General features: G+C 37.3%; 15 protein-coding genes, 2 tRNA genes and 1 riboswitch. Of the genes, 2 read left to right on the forward strand and 15 right to left on the reverse strand.

Features of this window, described 5'->3' with window-relative positions:
• Window positions 1-264: 264 nt before the first annotated feature.
• The 14 genes from I5677_RS16035 to I5677_RS16100 form a co-directional block, all read right to left on the reverse strand.
• Window positions 265-353, reverse strand: a tRNA-Ser gene (locus I5677_RS16035).
• A 130-nt stretch (window positions 354-483) separates the two neighbouring features.
• Window positions 484-569 (reverse strand) — tRNA-Ser (locus I5677_RS16040).
• Window positions 570-735: 166 nt separating this feature from the next.
• Window positions 736-1,440 (reverse strand): 2-C-methyl-D-erythritol 4-phosphate cytidylyltransferase, encoded by a 705-nt coding sequence (gene ispD / locus I5677_RS16045; RefSeq protein WP_197662670.1) that lies wholly within the window; start codon window positions 1,438-1,440, stop codon window positions 736-738.
• A 14-nt stretch (window positions 1,441-1,454) separates the two neighbouring features.
• Window positions 1,455-2,480 carry a tRNA (adenosine(37)-N6)-threonylcarbamoyltransferase complex transferase subunit TsaD gene (gene tsaD / locus I5677_RS16050; protein WP_197662705.1) on the reverse strand — a complete coding sequence of 342 codons (1,026 nt, stop codon included), beginning with the start codon at window positions 2,478-2,480 and terminating at the stop codon, window positions 1,455-1,457.
• 79 nt (window positions 2,481-2,559) lie between these two features.
• Entirely contained in the window at window positions 2,560-3,126 is a 567-nt protein-coding gene (locus tag I5677_RS16055) for a DUF6715 family protein (RefSeq protein ID WP_197662671.1), read from the reverse strand.
• 24 nt (window positions 3,127-3,150) lie between these two features.
• A complete protein-coding gene (locus tag I5677_RS16060; RefSeq protein ID WP_197662672.1) occupies window positions 3,151-4,065 on the reverse strand; it encodes a ribonuclease Z in 915 nt (304 codons plus the stop codon).
• A 335-nt stretch (window positions 4,066-4,400) separates the two neighbouring features.
• A complete protein-coding gene (locus I5677_RS16065; protein WP_197662673.1) occupies window positions 4,401-4,649 on the reverse strand; it encodes a hypothetical protein in 249 nt (82 codons plus the stop codon).
• 82 nt (window positions 4,650-4,731) lie between these two features.
• Window positions 4,732-5,172 (reverse strand): ribosomal protein S18-alanine N-acetyltransferase, encoded by a 441-nt coding sequence (gene rimI / locus I5677_RS16070; RefSeq protein ID WP_243456629.1) that lies wholly within the window; start codon window positions 5,170-5,172, stop codon window positions 4,732-4,734.
• 83 nt (window positions 5,173-5,255) lie between these two features.
• Window positions 5,256-5,960, reverse strand: a complete 705-nt coding sequence (tsaB, locus tag I5677_RS16075) for a tRNA (adenosine(37)-N6)-threonylcarbamoyltransferase complex dimerization subunit type 1 TsaB (protein ID WP_197662675.1) — start codon at window positions 5,958-5,960, stop codon at window positions 5,256-5,258.
• Window positions 5,961-6,042: 82 nt separating this feature from the next.
• Window positions 6,043-6,462, reverse strand: coding sequence for a tRNA (adenosine(37)-N6)-threonylcarbamoyltransferase complex ATPase subunit type 1 TsaE (tsaE, locus tag I5677_RS16080; RefSeq protein WP_197662676.1), 420 nt, complete (start codon window positions 6,460-6,462; stop codon window positions 6,043-6,045).
• 140 nt (window positions 6,463-6,602) lie between these two features.
• Window positions 6,603-7,244 carry an ECF transporter S component gene (locus I5677_RS16085; protein WP_243456630.1) on the reverse strand — a complete coding sequence of 214 codons (642 nt, stop codon included), beginning with the start codon at window positions 7,242-7,244 and terminating at the stop codon, window positions 6,603-6,605.
• 190 nt (window positions 7,245-7,434) lie between these two features.
• Window positions 7,435-7,580, reverse strand: a riboswitch (FMN riboswitch).
• Between the two features lie 164 nt (window positions 7,581-7,744).
• Complete coding sequence (locus tag I5677_RS16090; protein WP_206762721.1) at window positions 7,745-8,872, reverse strand: cation:proton antiporter; 1,128 nt, start codon at window positions 8,870-8,872, stop codon at window positions 7,745-7,747.
• A gap of 47 nt (window positions 8,873-8,919) precedes the next feature.
• Window positions 8,920-9,258: a hypothetical protein gene (locus I5677_RS16095; RefSeq protein ID WP_197662678.1), complete on the reverse strand. Its 339-nt coding sequence runs from the start codon at window positions 9,256-9,258 to the stop codon at window positions 8,920-8,922.
• 291 nt (window positions 9,259-9,549) lie between these two features.
• Window positions 9,550-11,928, reverse strand: coding sequence for a Tex family protein (locus I5677_RS16100; protein WP_197662679.1), 2,379 nt, complete (start codon window positions 11,926-11,928; stop codon window positions 9,550-9,552).
• A gap of 320 nt (window positions 11,929-12,248) precedes the next feature.
• On the opposite strand from I5677_RS16100, the gene I5677_RS16105 reads away from it, so the two are divergent.
• The gene (locus I5677_RS16105) at window positions 12,249-12,755 is read left to right on the forward strand and encodes a hypothetical protein (RefSeq protein WP_197662680.1); all 507 of its coding nucleotides are present in this window, start codon (window positions 12,249-12,251) and stop codon (window positions 12,753-12,755) included.
• 62 nt (window positions 12,756-12,817) lie between these two features.
• On the forward strand, window positions 12,818-13,711 hold the full coding sequence (locus I5677_RS16110; protein ID WP_197662681.1) for an NAD-dependent epimerase/dehydratase family protein: 894 nt from the start codon (window positions 12,818-12,820) through the stop codon (window positions 13,709-13,711).
• 196 nt (window positions 13,712-13,907) lie between these two features.
• Here I5677_RS16110 and I5677_RS16115 read toward each other — a convergent pair whose 3' ends face one another.
• Window positions 13,908-15,113 (reverse strand): cofactor-independent phosphoglycerate mutase, encoded by a 1,206-nt coding sequence (locus tag I5677_RS16115; protein ID WP_197662682.1) that lies wholly within the window; start codon window positions 15,111-15,113, stop codon window positions 13,908-13,910.
• Window positions 15,114-15,297: the final 184 nt, after the last annotated feature.

Raw genomic sequence — 15,297 nt, forward strand, 5'->3', positions numbered from 1 at the left:
TAAAGTATTATCGTCTCTGACGAGACACTAATACTTATAATGAAAATCTATTTTTGGAGCCATGTGATAACTCCATATTTTTAGAATTTTCAGGGTTGTTTCACTGTTCAATTATCAAGGTTCATTTGTTGTAATAATGCTCTTGTTTGCTGTGTTTCTCAACGTCAGCTTGACTATCTTATCATGCATCTTACACTTTGTCAACTACTTTTCTAATATTTATTTTTTACCATTTTTCTTGGTATCTAAATTTGAAAAGTAGAACGGAGAAAGAGGGATTTGAACCCTCGCGCCGCTATTAACGACCTACTCCCTTTCCAGGGGAGCCCCTTCAGCCTCTTGGGTATTTCTCCATAAGGATGATCTGTTTTCATGATCTATTCTATAATAGAAGTTATTTCGTTTCAATGAATTAGCTCTTAATTACTACTTCACTTAACCGAAACACTATAACCACCAAATAACAATGGTCTTTATAGAAAACGGAGAGAGTGGGATTCGAACCCACGGTTCCTTTCAGAATCACTGGTTTTCAAGACCAGCCCCTTAAGCCGCTCGGGCATCTCTCCAAACGTCGCTTAGCTAGTATATCATCCTAAATATCCTGTGTCAAGTGGTTTTCTTTTATTCATTCGGGAAATTGTTGGATTTTTTATTACAATTCGAAAGATTCAATCATTTCTTTAAACTTCTTAGCTGAATCTGTATTTTACAATTCGAACCTCCTTCTGTTTCCTATATATTATGAAGCAAAGTCTCTGCAATTATTAAATCTTCCGGGGTGGTAAGTTTTAGATTATGATAACTTCCCATAACCATTTTCACAGGTAGCTTCATATACTTTTCATAAACCATCGCGTCATCGGTGATTGCTTTCTTATTCATCTCTTCATCCGCATAAAACAAATCATATGCTTTTTTAATAGCTTCGTATGAAAATACCTGAGGGGTCTGGGCTGCCCATAATGTGTTTCTATCCGGAGTAGCGGTTATATAATCATCTTCATTAACTTGTTTTATTGTTTCCTTTACAGGAGTACCAAGGATACATGCCTTAAATTCTTTCACTTTTTCAATCAACATTTCTATTAGATTGGTTGCAATAAAAGGCCTAGCTCCATCATGAATTAATACGTAATCTGTCTGCTTAATATCCTTAAGTACATGATAAACGGATTCATATCGTTCCTTTCCGCCCTCAATTACTCGTGATACTTTATTTATTTGATACGGTTTAAGGATATGCTCCATACAATAATCTATCTGTTCTCTTCCTGTTACTAATATAATCTCATCAACGCTGCTTTCTTCAAAAGCCTTGAGCGAATAATAGATTACCGGCTTATTGTCCAGAGTTAAAAACTGTTTTGCAACCGAAGTTTCCATCCGTTTTCCCTGTCCTGCTGCCAGTACAATGGCTGTAACTCTGTTTTGTTTCATAAACTCTCCTATTCCTATCTTTCTCCAATTTTTAGATTCGGAACCGCATTCAAATCATAACCACTTCTTGTTCCTTTTCGATATTCATAATAGGCCGCCGTTCCTATCATAGCGGCGTTATCTGTACAATATACCGGAGAAGGGTAGTAAAATGATATCCCATTATCCCTGCATGCTGCTACCATCGCTTCCCTAAGGTGAGAGTTGGCAGCCACACCGCCGGCAATGGCTACTTGATTCATATGAAAATCCTTCGCTGCCATAATTGTCTTTGTAACAAGAACATCAACAACTGCCTCCTGAAACGAGGCTGCAATATCCGCTTTGTTCATTTGAACTTTTTTCATTTCACAGGAATTAATATAATTAAGTACTGCTGATTTTAGTCCGCTAAAGCTAAAGTCGTACGGTGCTCCCTCAATTTGCGCTCTGGGGAAATTAATTTCATCCTTATTACCTTCCCTAGACAGTTTGTCTATCTTAGGCCCTCCCGGATATCCAAGGCCAATTGCTCTGGCAACTTTATCAAAGGCCTCTCCGGCAGCATCATCCCTGGTTCGTCCAATTATTTCATACTCTCCATATTCTTTTACCAATACCAGATGCGTATGTCCGCCGGATACAATCAGACACAGAAATGGAGGCTCCAATTCTTTATTCTCAATATAGTTTGCTGAAACATGTCCTTCTATATGATGTACACCGACTAATGTTTTTTTTGTTGCAAAGCTTAAGGCTTTGGCATGGGCAACACCCACCAATAGGGCTCCTACTAAGCCGGGACCATAGGTAACACCAATCAGATCAATTTCCTCCAATGTTACCTTGGCGCTAGATAATGCCTCCTCTATTACCTGGTTAATCTTCTCTATGTGTTTTCTGGAGGCGATCTCCGGAACAACACCCCCATATAACTTATGCAGTTCTATTTGTGATGAAATAATGTTCGACAACACTTCTCTTCCATTTTTAACAACTGCTGCGCTCGTTTCATCACAAGATGTTTCTATTGCTAATACCAAAATATCTTTTGTCATCATAACCTCCATGTTGCCGCTTCCGATACAATAGCTGAATTTTCATTCACTTTACGCTTCTTTAGCATCTATTCTTTGCTTATTATTCCTTCTTCCATCCAAGTATTTTCCATTCCCCTTCATCGCTTCTTCTAAGAATAAACTTCCGGGTTTCGGATATCTTTCCTTTTTCCTGTATGGTATAGGAGACAGAAACGGTTGCATATTCCTTGCCGTCTTTAATGGTTTTCGCTTCTTCTTCCTTATTAATAAGATAATAATGCGATATTTTACGGTGAGCTTTCTTTGCTGAAGCTATCTCTGAGTATAAATTGTTTAAATATTCTTCCTTTGGATTTAACGCTAATAGCTCCTTATCATAGAGTTCCCTGATTTTAAGTGCCAGTGCTTCAGTTTCATCATCCTTAATGTCTGAATAAAGTTCCTTAAACATGGCACTGTAAAGCTTAACTACTTCCCTTGGGGTCTCCGGATAAAATAAGGTTAAATCTTTATTCAGTAATTTCTCTACCTCTGTAATTTCTTCAAAAGAGGCCTCTTTTAGCGGATCCGTTCTGTTAGACCAATAAAAATACACAAATACTATGATGCCGGCCACAATCGTCATTGTTATGATGGTGGTGGCAGTCCTTATCTTTGCCTTACCCATCCCGTATCCTCCTTTGCACTATAGCTATTCGTCTTTATCAAATTCCAGGGTTATACTTTTTCTGTCTTTTCCGACTTTTGAATTCGGAAATATTTTTCTTGCTTCATGAATGAAATCTTCCGGTCGGGTTAATGAAGGGCTGTAATGAGTTAACCACATTTCATTTACCTGAGCTGCCTTCGCAATCTTAGCTGCTTCTTGGAAGGTCATATGTTTATATTCCTTGGCCTTTTGGTCCTTGTCTGATTCACCATACATACCCTCACAGATAAAAAGATCCGACTCCAAAGCATGCTTTACAATCAATTTCGTTGGTCTGGTATCGGTACAATAGGTAAGTTTAATGCCTTTTCTCGGAGGACCTAAAACCATGTCAGGAGTAAATGCAACATCACCATCTGTGATAGTCTCTCCTTTTTGTAAACGATTCCAGAATTTTTGAGGTACTTGGTTTTCAAGGGCTCTTTCCGGATAAAATCTTCCGCCTCGTTTTATTAGAATGCTGTATCCATAACACATTACATTATGTTTTACCTGAAATGCATTGATTATATATCCGTTCACCTCTAATGTTTCTTCTGGTTTTGTAAGTTCGATAAAATTCAATTGAAACGGTAATTCAGGAGCAATAACGCGAAGTGCATTCACTACCCTTTCCAATCCTCTGGGGCCTATCAAAGTTACCGGTTGAGTACGGTCTGCATTACCCATTGATAAAAGAAGCCCCGGCAGACCACTGATATGATCTCCATGATAATGGGTAAAACAAATGGTATCAATGGAATGAAAACTCCATCCCTTTTCCTTTATCGTAATCTGAGTTCCTTCACCGCAATCTATTAATAAACTGCTCCCATTAAATCTGGTCATAAGGGCAGTCAGCCATCTTCCGGGCAACGGCATCATTCCACTCGTACCCAATAAACATACATCTAACATTTTTTATCCATGCCTTTCTTAATTGATTCAATATTAGTTTACCACAAATGATTGAATCTTAAAGTTAATTATTTATATTTTAACAGGATTTTCTATCGTTTGTCCAGAAATATGTTTCATACGACTTAGGGTAAAGGTTTAATAAGTTTGCCTTGGTAAACTCTCGCGTCTGGCGAGGTCGGTAAAACCGGCAAATCTCCTTACGTGCGAGCATCCTACCTGGAAGGCTTTTTATGTCATAGGAACTTCGTTGAAATTTCCTATGACATAAAAAAGAGCCGGCATGTGTGAACCAACTCTTTTCATCATAAAACTTTCAATTTTACTTCTTTACTCTATAAAGCTTCTAATTTCTTTCTAACTTCAACCGGAATTATAAAACTGCCAATCATTTTATCATAACATTCCTCACATAAATTAAAATGATGTATTTCCATATCCCTTTTTGAAAAATATCCCCATTCTTTAGTAGCTTCAAATGCATCCTCCTTCAGGATTCCATTTTCAACCTTAAGGCTTTTCCCACAAGAATTGCAACAAATTGGAATATCTCCACCTTTATTTAAATTACCTGCCTTTTTCATGACTTATCCCCTCCTGATAATGATGCACGTACGCTCTCTTAGTTTTATTATAAACGCTGACTATGATTTTTTACAGTGGGAATTACTGTATAGGTCCCAGCCACATAATAACCGCATCCTCTTTTGGCTTAGTATAGAAGTCTTTTCGGATTGCGGTTGCCTGAAAACCCAACCTCTCGTATAAACGTATCGCTGCCTCATTGGAACTACGAACCTCTAGCGTGAAGGAGGATATCCCCCCTTTGACTGCCTCTTTTATTAAATGTTCCAACAAATAAAATCCAATGCATTGCCTACGATATTCTTTTTTGACTGCCATATTATAGATATTACCTTCACCGGCAATCCCCCAGTATCCACAATAGCCAATGATTTCATCTCTAACCTCTGCCACAAGATAACCATTGTTTATATCCCTTAAAGCTTTACAAAAATCGTCTTTACTCCATGGCTCAGAGAAAGTCTCTTGCTCTATGACACATACCTCATCCAAATCTGCCTCCGTCATTTTTCGTATTAACATGTCATGCATCTCCCATAAGATCCGGCTTAATAATTCATTTTAATGTTACAATTTTTAATTATGCTCAACTTTATATTTAACGTTTAACTAAGCCTCTCATTCCGTTCCCGTTCCGCCTGGGACAGACGAAGATAAACAGGCTCATGCTCGGAAGCAGTCTCTAGTTTATTTTCTTTATAATAGATGAGGCCCAAGGCTCCCACAGCTCCCGCCCTTTGCCTATTCATATGGGGAGGTGCAAAAGTGAACTTAACCTTTGTTTTTTCCATTATCATCTCTTTATAAACAGAAACTCCGTCACCCAGAAAAATTACTTCCCTGCCGTAACCGTTTATTTCACGGATTATCTCTTCAACCGATACCGCCTTTTGTTCCGACAGGATATGAAATTGATTATCTCCGGTAAACTCATACAACCCGGTATATACCTGATTTCTTCTGGCATCCATCATGGGACAGATTATTTTATCTGTGCCATAAAGATTATAAGCAAGACTATCCACCGTAGGAACAGGAATAATGGGTTTTGATAGAGCCATTCCCAATCCCTTTACTGTGGCAGATCCGATTCGAAGCCCGGTAAAAGAGCCGGGCCCTGCAACAACAGCAATTCCATCTATCTCAGATAAGTCAAGTTCTATCATAGCAGTAATTTCATTTAACATGGGTAAAAGAGTCTGCGAATGGGTTTTCTTATAATTCACGGTGTATTCTGCCAGTAACGCCTCTTCTGTAATGACAGCTACAGAAGCTACCAGACCCGAGCTATCTACTGCTAATAATTTCATAAGACTTCATCCTCTCAATAATAAATTCTGCAAAAAGAACAATGCTATAACTCTATCTACATTTTTCCTTCCAGCATAGTAATTAATCTATGATAACTTTTCTATAGTCAAATCCCTTATCTAAATCTTTCTTGATTATAATGTTAATCCGTTCCTTAGGAAGTAGCTCTTCAATTAATTTAGCCCATTCAATCAGACATACTCCATCACCGTAAAAGTAATCCTCATATCCGATCTCTTCCATCTCCTCTACATCACTTATTCGATATACATCAAAATGATAAAACGGCAATCTGTTCCCCTGATACTCCTGAACAATTGTAAAGGTAGGACTGTTCACAACATCATCAATCCCCAGTCCTTTCGCAAAACCTTGAGTAAATACCGTCTTACCGACACCCAAATCACCATTTAAGCAATATATTTCACCTTTTTTAGCATTTTTCCCCAGAGTAAAACCCAGTTGAAATGTATCCTCTGCATGAAAGCTTTCTATTATCATTACGTACCTCTTACACTGTTACTATACCTATAAATAAGTTACTATTCGTACATCTTGTAATAATCGGCTTTATTATAGCAGATATTAATAAAAAAAGATAGAGCCTCTTTGAAGCTCTATCTTTTCTAAAATCTTATTCGTTAGTGATATCCTTTAATAATGAAACTAACCCTCTTATAGATTAGTATCGTAATAAGAGAAACTAATATACCCTTTAATAGGTTAAATGGTGTCACTGCATATAATACCATGGTTGTTACACTGGTGATATTAGGATTTATCGCTCTTCCCATATTAATGATGGTTTCCATCGGAATATATACCCTGGCATAAAAAGGAAGCAATAAAAATGCATTTAATAGACTTCCTACGATTACAAGCACTACGGTTCCGATACTTAAGCCAATAATAGCAGACTTTCTATTTTTTCCTTTATAATAAATAGCTGCTGCCGGTACAACCAATGCACAACCCAGTAAAAAGTTTGCCAGCTCGCCAACCAAAGCTGAATCGCTACCCTCTAGAAATAAATTAATAGCAATTTTTAAAAATTCAATAACTACACCCGCTACCGGACCTAAAGCAAATGCACCAATCAGTACTGGTACCTCACTAAAATCAATTTTATAAAAGCTGGGCGCAAACCATAGTGGTACTTCTAAAAACATAAGCAATACCGCAACTGTTGACAATAATGCAATTACCGTCATTCCTCTTACTGATAACAGACTTATTTTCTTGTTGTTTGTTCCATTGTTACTCATTCTTGTTAATGTACTCATTTATATCTCTCCTTTTTTATTCAAAGGAAAAATCCCGGTTGCAGCATCTACTATGATAACATATTATTTTTACGTTTATATGCTAGTGTGCTTAAGTGAAAAAACTTGTTTGATCACTTTGCTTTTTCGCAAAAAATAAAAGCCCTGATCTTAAATAAAATCAGGGCATATCCATTGCGTTCATAATACAGCTGCTCTTCTCTCATCCAGACTTTACTGTCGGTATTGGAATTTCACCAAATCAATCACAGAAATAAAATGTTAATCTATCTTCCATTCCTATGAGTCGCGGACTTTACCGCCGGTCGGGAATTTCACCCTGCCCCGAAGATTTACCTTTATTCTTTTTATATTAATTATATTACATTATCTTTTACATATTGTCAAGATATTCACAACTTCCATTTTATCTAATGCTCTCAAATTATTCATGTTTACCTTAATACTACCATTTTGAGGTACTTAATAACTTATTATAAAACCATCCGTATAGCTGCAAACTACTGTATCTCTCCGGCTTTCTTTAAAGCAATCTTTGTAATCACCGGTCCCGTTAGTTCGTATATTACAGTTGCACATAAAATAATGGTCTTTATCTTATTACCATACTCCGGAACAACATTCGTAGCGACTCCGGCTAAACCTATGGCAACTCCGGCTTGAGGAATCAAAGTAAATCCCAGGTACTTCCTTACAACGGGTTCCGCTTTCGATATCCTGGCTCCTGCAGCTGCTCCAAGTACTTTTCCCGCGATACGAAAAATTACATATAAAATACCAATTACACCTACGGCTGGTAATATGGTTATATCCAGCTCTGCTCCTGAAATAAAGAAAAACAACATAAAAATAGGCGGTGTCAATCGATCCACCTGTTCAAAAACCTTTTCACTGACATTTGAAAGATTAACAAATACAGCACTCATCGCCATACAGGCTAACAGTGGTGAAAATCCAACCATTTCAGATATTCCGACACATAATAGTATCATGGCGGTAGCGACAGATAATCGATTTCCCCGTCCGGTATACCAGGCCGCTGCAAATTTTAATACAATACCTAGCAATGCTCCAAAGATAAGTGCACCAAATATTTCAATTACAGGATCCAACAAGGTGGTAGACAACGAAACTGCCCCCTTGGAAATTATTGATTTTGCGATAGCAACGGATAAACCAAATGCCATTAAAGCAACTGCATCATCTATGGCAACAACCGGAAGCAAAGTATTTGTTACCGGTCCCTTTGATTTATATTGGCGTACCACCATTAATGTAGCTGCAGGCGCTGTGGCTGCTGCGATTGCACCAAGTATCAAAGAGAATGCAGTATCATTACCTGTGATGATCAGAATAAAATCCACAACCAGAACTGCACCAAAAGCTTCGGCAAAAGCAATTATGACAGGGGATTTCCCTACCATCTTTAGATAAGAAAGTTTAAACTCCGCACCTATGGAAAAAGCAATAAATCCCAATGCAATATCAGGTATAATTGAGAACTGTTCAACTACTTCAAAGGACAATAATTTAAAAACATACGGTCCCGCAAGCAAACCAAAAATCAGGTAACCGGTTACGTTCGGTAATTTTATAAGCTTTACCAGTTTTCCGGCTAATAAACTCAAAATAATAGCTATAGCAAGATCAGTATAAATAATATAATGTTCCACCCTTACTCACCAAGCCCTTCCACATAAGTAATGGGAATAGAGAACATAATACCTGTGTTTGGTATACTTAAATCACCAATAACCTTCTTGATGGCGCCTCTTGTTGTCATTACCTGATCGTCCTTTAGAACAAACATCATTAGTTTACAGGTTTCTTTGTCCTCGTCCGCAAGAATACGTCTCAGCATACCAAATACAGGCAAATCTTCCATGTTAATTAGTGCTTTTGCCATACCGGTGCCTTCTAAGATTGTACCACCCTTAACTCCGGACTCTGCCAGCTGTTTAATAATATCCTCCATTAATTCTACCTTTTTAAGAATTAATATTAAAAGCTGCATACTTATCACCCTTTCTTTTTTTGTTATACAAAATCCGTCCGGATCTGTACTCGGTATACAATAATATACCTCATGCAAATAATTGTCAAGTGAGTGATATCGGACAATATAAAAGTAAATTGCGTTTCTCCGTAACCTCCTAGTTTTCTTTAGTATGCCTTTATTACTATAAAATGACTATTGTATAATGGAGAAAGGGGCCTCTGCAAAACGAATCTTCAGGGATACGACTTATCGTACAATCCTAACAAACCCTTTTTACAGCAGCCCCACATCCATACTTCCTAATTCTTATAATTTCATTGTAAGCTGTATTCTCTTTTTCGCTAAATCTACACTTAAAACCTTTACTTCTACTATATCTCCTACACTGACTACATCCAGAGGATGTTTCACGAATTTCTTATCGGATAATTGAGAGATATGAACCAGACCGTCCTGATGCACGCCAATATCCACAAAGGCACCAAAATCGATAACATTACGGACAGTACCCTTTAGTATCATTCCTTCTGTCAGATCCTTCATTTCTAGTACATCCGTACGAAGGATTGGCTTGGGCATCTCATCTCTAGGATCTCTTCCCGGTTTCTCCAGTTCTTTGATGATATCCATGAGTGTGATCTCTCCAATACCCAGTTCCTCTGCCATTTTATTTTTATTGGTTATTTTCTTTCCTATAAAAGATGTGTCCGTAAAGTCTTTATTTGGCACAGTATCTTGTCTACTTTGATCTAATACAGTTTGTTCTGCCTGATCTTTCATCTCTGCTTCTATCCCTTGTCCGACTGCCGCCGCAAGAGCTTTTCCAAAAGTAGTAGTCTGACTTTTAACCGTTATTACCGGTTTTTTCTTTTCCTGTCTTTTTACCGGTTTGGATTCGGTCTTTACTTTTTCAGTTCCATTATTCTTCTGGGCTTTTGCCTGGATTTCTTTAATATCTTCCAGTGTTAAACCAAGACGAGATAAAAGTACTTTCGTTGCTTCATAGGATTCCGGATGAACTCCGGTTGCATCAAGAGGATTATCACCACCCTGAATACGCATAAATCCGGCACATTGTTCATATGCCTTCGGACCCAGCTTTGACACCTTCAGTAATTCCTCTCTACTATGAAAACGGCCGTTTGCTTCCCTATATGCTACGATGTTTTTCGCAATCACCTTGCTTACTCCGGAAACATGCTCCAGTAACGATACGGAAGCTGTATTTAGATCAACACCTACTTTATTCACACAATCCTCTACAACACCGGCAAGAACCTCACTTAACTTTTTCTGATTCATATCATGCTGGTATTGACCGACACCAATGGACTGAGGCTCAATTTTAACCAATTCAGCCAAGGGATCTTGTAACCTTCTGGCAATGGAAGCTGCGCTTCTCTGTCCCACATCAAAATTCGGGAACTCCTCTGTTGCCAGCTTACTAGCGGAATAAACCGATGCTCCTGCCTCATTTACTATGACATAAAAGATAGGTTTCTTAATCTCTTTCAACAAATCAACAATAACCATTTCTGATTCTCTGGAAGCAGTACCGTTACCCACAGATATTAATGTGATATTATACTTATCAATTAAATTTTTTAAAATACGTTTTGCTTCTTCAACCTTGTTCTGAGGAGGTGTTGGATAGATTACAACGGTATCCAGCACCTTGCCCGTACTATCAACGACTGCCAGCTTACATCCGGTACGAAATGCCGGATCCCATCCTAGTACAACTTGTCCGGTAATAGGCGGGGCCATAAGAAGTTGAACAAGATTTTTACCAAATACTTTTATCGCACCGTCTTCTGCCTTCTCTGTCAGTTCATTACGTATTTCACGCTCGATGGCAGGGGCTATAAGTCGTTTATAACTGTCCTCGATTGTTGCTTTCAATATACCATTGGTGTGTGCATTATCTTTTACAATAACCTTCGTTTCAAGATACCGTAAGATACGTTCCTCCGGTGCCAGCACTTTAACCGTAAGTACTTTTTCTTTCTCACCCCGGTTAATCGCTAATACTCTGTGTCCTGCCAATTTATCTATACTTTCTTCAAAGTTATAATACATCTCATAAACAGATTCTTGTTTTTCATCCTTAGCAACGGAAGTAATTTTACCTTCCTTTGTCGTTATATCCCTAATATAGCTTCGATACTGCGCCTCATCGGAGATATCCTCGGCAATGATATCCATGGCTCCGGTAATTGCTTCTTCTACCGTATTCACTTCCTTTTCCTGTGACAGAAATTCCTTTGCATACTCTTCCACTGGCTTATCTGCATCCTGCGTTAAGATGATTGTTGCCAATTCTTCCAATCCCTTTTCCTTAGCAATCGTTGCCCTTGTTCTCCTCTTCGGACGATAAGGACGATATAAATCTTCTACAACAACCAAGGTCGTGGCCGCTAGTATCTGTGCCTTTAACTCCTCTGTCATCTTACCCTGTTCTTTTATACTATTGATAACCTGTGTTTTTTTATCTTCAAGATTTCTTAGATACTGGAGCCTTTCATTCAAATTTCGCAGTTGTTCGTCATCCAGAGATCCGGTCGCTTCCTTTCGGTATCTGGCAATAAAGGGTATTGTATTGCCTTCATCAATTAACTTTACTGCTGCTTCAACCTGTTCCCGCCGTATATTAAGTTCTTCTTTCAGTTGTTTTAAAATATCCATCCGTTTACTCCTTAAATCATTATTTATTCTTAATTGCCTTTTGCTTGCAATCCACAAGAACGTAGATATTCCATAATATTCTTATCATACCACCCGAGGAAACGAAAATCAATGTTCATTTGGTTACTATTCATTCACAACTTATCATCTCCAAATGAAATATTTCTTAAAACTCTTTTCTATTTTATAAACATAGTAAGTGTAATCAAAGTATATAACGAACTGTATTTATTTACTTTTACCAAAAAATACTATATAATATTATTAGGTAAATATTTATCCGATCCAGAATTTTTATCTTATCTGAAAGGAGGCATTGGATGATTAATCCAATCAGTTATAATAATAATCATTCCATATATAATAACCCTGGCGCATATAATCCAAAGCCTTCTCTTGACGCGATAAATAAAATACAGGGTATCTACAAGGTTAGTGATAAAGAGAAAAATTCAATAGAGAAGACCGCAAGCTCAGAATGTCAGACCTGTAAAAGTAGAAAGTATGTGGATGGTTCAAATGAAAGCAATGTTTCATTTAAGTCACCTACTCATATATCTCCGGGAGCTTCTTTTTCCATGGTCCGTGCCCATGAGCAGGAGCATGTATCTAATGCAATAAGGAAAGGAAATCAACCGGGAGCCCAGCTAATATCTGCTAGCGTGAGCCTGAAAATGGATGTATGTCCGGAATGTGGATCCTCGTATATATCCGGAGGCGAAACTCGAACTCAGATAAAGTACGATGTAAATAATCCTTATGGAATGGAAAGAAAGAAGGCAGATGAAAGCCTATTAAAGGGATTATTTGTGAATTTTGTAGCTTAATCCAGTTACAGATCCATTATATAATTTTTCGTTCTAATTCGTTAAAGTATAGGGAGGGTTTTATGAATAACCAGGTTATACCCAAGGTATTAGTGTTGGGTGGCACGGCATTTGTTAGTAGATGCATCGCTATGAAATTAATTGAAAAAGGTTATAAAGTCGATATATTAACTCGAGGAATAAGAGCTATAGATTATAGTGGTTACCACAAGCACATAATCTGCGACAGACATAACACCGAAGCCTTAAGAAAAGCACTACAAAACAGCAGATATGAATATATATTTGATATGAATGCTTATTATGATGACGATATTTATAAGCTGTTAAATATTATTGATACTAATAGTATTGAAAAATATATCTTATGTTCAACCGCCTCAGTATATACCTTTAGAGAAGGTATTACAGATGAAAATGGCCAGCGGCTGTCGTCTGAAGATAATAATACCTATGGCTTAAACAAAAAATATGCCGAAGATATACTTATGTACAGCGGAATTCCTTATGTAATCATCCGCCCAACCTATATTTATGGAGAATATAATGAAATTCCGAGGGAAACCTATATATTTAAAGCAATTGAAGACGGTACCCCCTTGGAAATATGCAGTAATAAAAATACCAGAATTCATATGATTTATATAGAAGATTTAGGCGATTTATTTATTAGTACTATGGAATCCAAAAACCTTTTTGGTTGCTTTAATGCTTGTAATGATGAAATTATAACCTTTGAAAATTATATAAAAATATGTGAAGAGATTATTGGTAAAAAGGCGAATATTTTATATTATCGCTCTGAGGAAGAACCAGACCCTATTGCCTTCCCCTATGTAGAGTTTTCTGTTTTGTTAAACAACAAAAAGTTGATAAAAGATGGATTAATTATACCAAAAACAAGTTTAAGAGATGGACTTCGAAAAACATATCAATGGTATAAGAAAAAGAGTTAAGCATAAAGTAATAGAGTACTGTATTTTGTCGTGAATTACATATTTTTAATGTTACTCGTTATTCAATTATATCTATAAGTATACTTATAATAAGCCCTATTACAGCTTCAATCATTTCACTGTAATAGGGCTTTTACTTTACTTTTTCATAGAAACTTGTCCATCTATAGAATATTAATCTATGATTCATGTTTATCTATTGATTATCAAATAGTTTATTTACCATTTCATAACCTTTATCAACTACATATCCTGTAGCTTTTGCTTCAACTTCATTATACATCCATTGGTTATCCTGTTCTTTTGTACTGTCATAAAGGATATAAGGAACAGGATCACTGGTATGAGTTCTACACCATATGGGTGTTGGATGATCCGGCATGACAAGAAGTCTGAAATCAACACCTGATTTTTTCATTGCTTCATATACCAGCTTAATTACCCTTTGATCCAGGAACTCAATTGCTTTTATTTTATTCGCCACATTCCCCTGATGTCCCATTTCATCCGGCGCCTCCACATGGATATAAACAAAATCATAATCATCTTCTAACAAAACCTTAACTGCTGCCATCGCTTTGCCTTCATAATTCGTATGAAGGGTTCCATCTGCACCAGGTACTTCGATCACTTTCATTTTAGCACCAACTGCTATTCCTTTTAAAAGGTCAACGGCTGATATCATGGCACCACGCTTATGGTTTTTTTCCTCAAAGGAAGTAAGCGCCGGCCTTGTACCTGCTCCCCAGAACCAGATGGAATTCGCTACATTGAGACCTTTTTCTTTACGTTCAATATTAATAGGATGATTATTAAGTATATCATAACTTTTTTTCATTAATTCTTTTAAGGCATTATCCTCGGGTAGATATTCACCAATAACCTTCCCCAATATATCATGGGGCGGTACCAAATCAATCACTTCGCCTTGATCCCAAATGGTCAAATGCCGATAACTGGTTCCTACATAAAATTTATAGAGATCGTTTTCTAGTTCTTTTCTTACCGCATCAATTAATACAGCTGCATCCTTTGTAGATATTTCACCTGAACTATGATCCAGAATCGTTTTTTCTTCATAAGGTTTATCATCATCGGATAATGAAACTATGTTGCATCGTATTGCTATGTCAGTGGGCTTTAAATCCACCCCTATACTTAATGCCTCCAGAGGTGATCGTCCGGAATAATATATTCTTGGGTTATACCCCAGTACTGCCAGATTAGCCGTATCACTACCCGGTTTCATTCCCTCCGGTATTGTGTATGCCAGTCCCAATTCAGATTTTTTAGCTAATAAGTCCATCTGAGGAGTGTCCGCAACCATTAAAGGTGTTTTATTATCCAACTCCTTAATCGGTTCATCCGCCATTCCATCGCCAAGAACTACTATATATTTCATGATATTATTTCCTTTCGTTAGATATATGTTACCGTTATTAGTGTATCTTATACAACAAAAACACTCCGCTATGAAACGTACTCACGTGCACGGAAATTATCACTCAAATGACAATTAGTCGATTTGTGAACACGTTTGGCCCAAAGAATGTACGCAGGTACATTTTTTGTTCATAACAAGACTA

The sequence above is a fragment of the Mobilitalea sibirica genome (genome assembly GCF_015999265.1).
In the GTDB taxonomy this organism is placed as follows: domain Bacteria; phylum Bacillota; class Clostridia; order Lachnospirales; family Lachnospiraceae; genus Mobilitalea; species Mobilitalea sibirica.

What these genes read in the sequence shown, in the direction of transcription:
- ispD (WP_197662670.1), bottom strand. Translation starts at nt 1,440, where the DNA reads ATGAAACAAAACAGAGTTACAGCCATTGTACTGGCAGCAGGACAGGGA.
- tsaD (WP_197662705.1), bottom strand. Translation starts at nt 2,480, where the DNA reads ATGATGACAAAAGATATTTTGGTATTAGCAATAGAAACATCTTGTGAT.
- I5677_RS16055 (WP_197662671.1), bottom strand. Translation starts at nt 3,126, where the DNA reads ATGGGTAAGGCAAAGATAAGGACTGCCACCACCATCATAACAATGACG.
- I5677_RS16060 (WP_197662672.1), bottom strand. Translation starts at nt 4,065, where the DNA reads ATGTTAGATGTATGTTTATTGGGTACGAGTGGAATGATGCCGTTGCCC.
- I5677_RS16065 (WP_197662673.1), bottom strand. Translation starts at nt 4,649, where the DNA reads ATGAAAAAGGCAGGTAATTTAAATAAAGGTGGAGATATTCCAATTTGT.
- rimI (WP_243456629.1), bottom strand. Translation starts at nt 5,172, where the DNA reads ATGTTAATACGAAAAATGACGGAGGCAGATTTGGATGAGGTATGTGTC.
- tsaB (WP_197662675.1), bottom strand. Translation starts at nt 5,960, where the DNA reads ATGAAATTATTAGCAGTAGATAGCTCGGGTCTGGTAGCTTCTGTAGCT.
- tsaE (WP_197662676.1), bottom strand. Translation starts at nt 6,462, where the DNA reads ATGATAATAGAAAGCTTTCATGCAGAGGATACATTTCAACTGGGTTTT.
- I5677_RS16085 (WP_243456630.1), bottom strand. Translation starts at nt 7,244, where the DNA reads ATGAGTACATTAACAAGAATGAGTAACAATGGAACAAACAACAAGAAA.
- I5677_RS16095 (WP_197662678.1), bottom strand. Translation starts at nt 9,258, where the DNA reads ATGCAGCTTTTAATATTAATTCTTAAAAAGGTAGAATTAATGGAGGAT.
- I5677_RS16100 (WP_197662679.1), bottom strand. Translation starts at nt 11,928, where the DNA reads ATGGATATTTTAAAACAACTGAAAGAAGAACTTAATATACGGCGGGAA.
- I5677_RS16105 (WP_197662680.1), top strand. Translation starts at nt 12,249, where the DNA reads ATGATTAATCCAATCAGTTATAATAATAATCATTCCATATATAATAAC.
- I5677_RS16110 (WP_197662681.1), top strand. Translation starts at nt 12,818, where the DNA reads ATGAATAACCAGGTTATACCCAAGGTATTAGTGTTGGGTGGCACGGCA.
- I5677_RS16115 (WP_197662682.1), bottom strand. Translation starts at nt 15,113, where the DNA reads ATGAAATATATAGTAGTTCTTGGCGATGGAATGGCGGATGAACCGATT.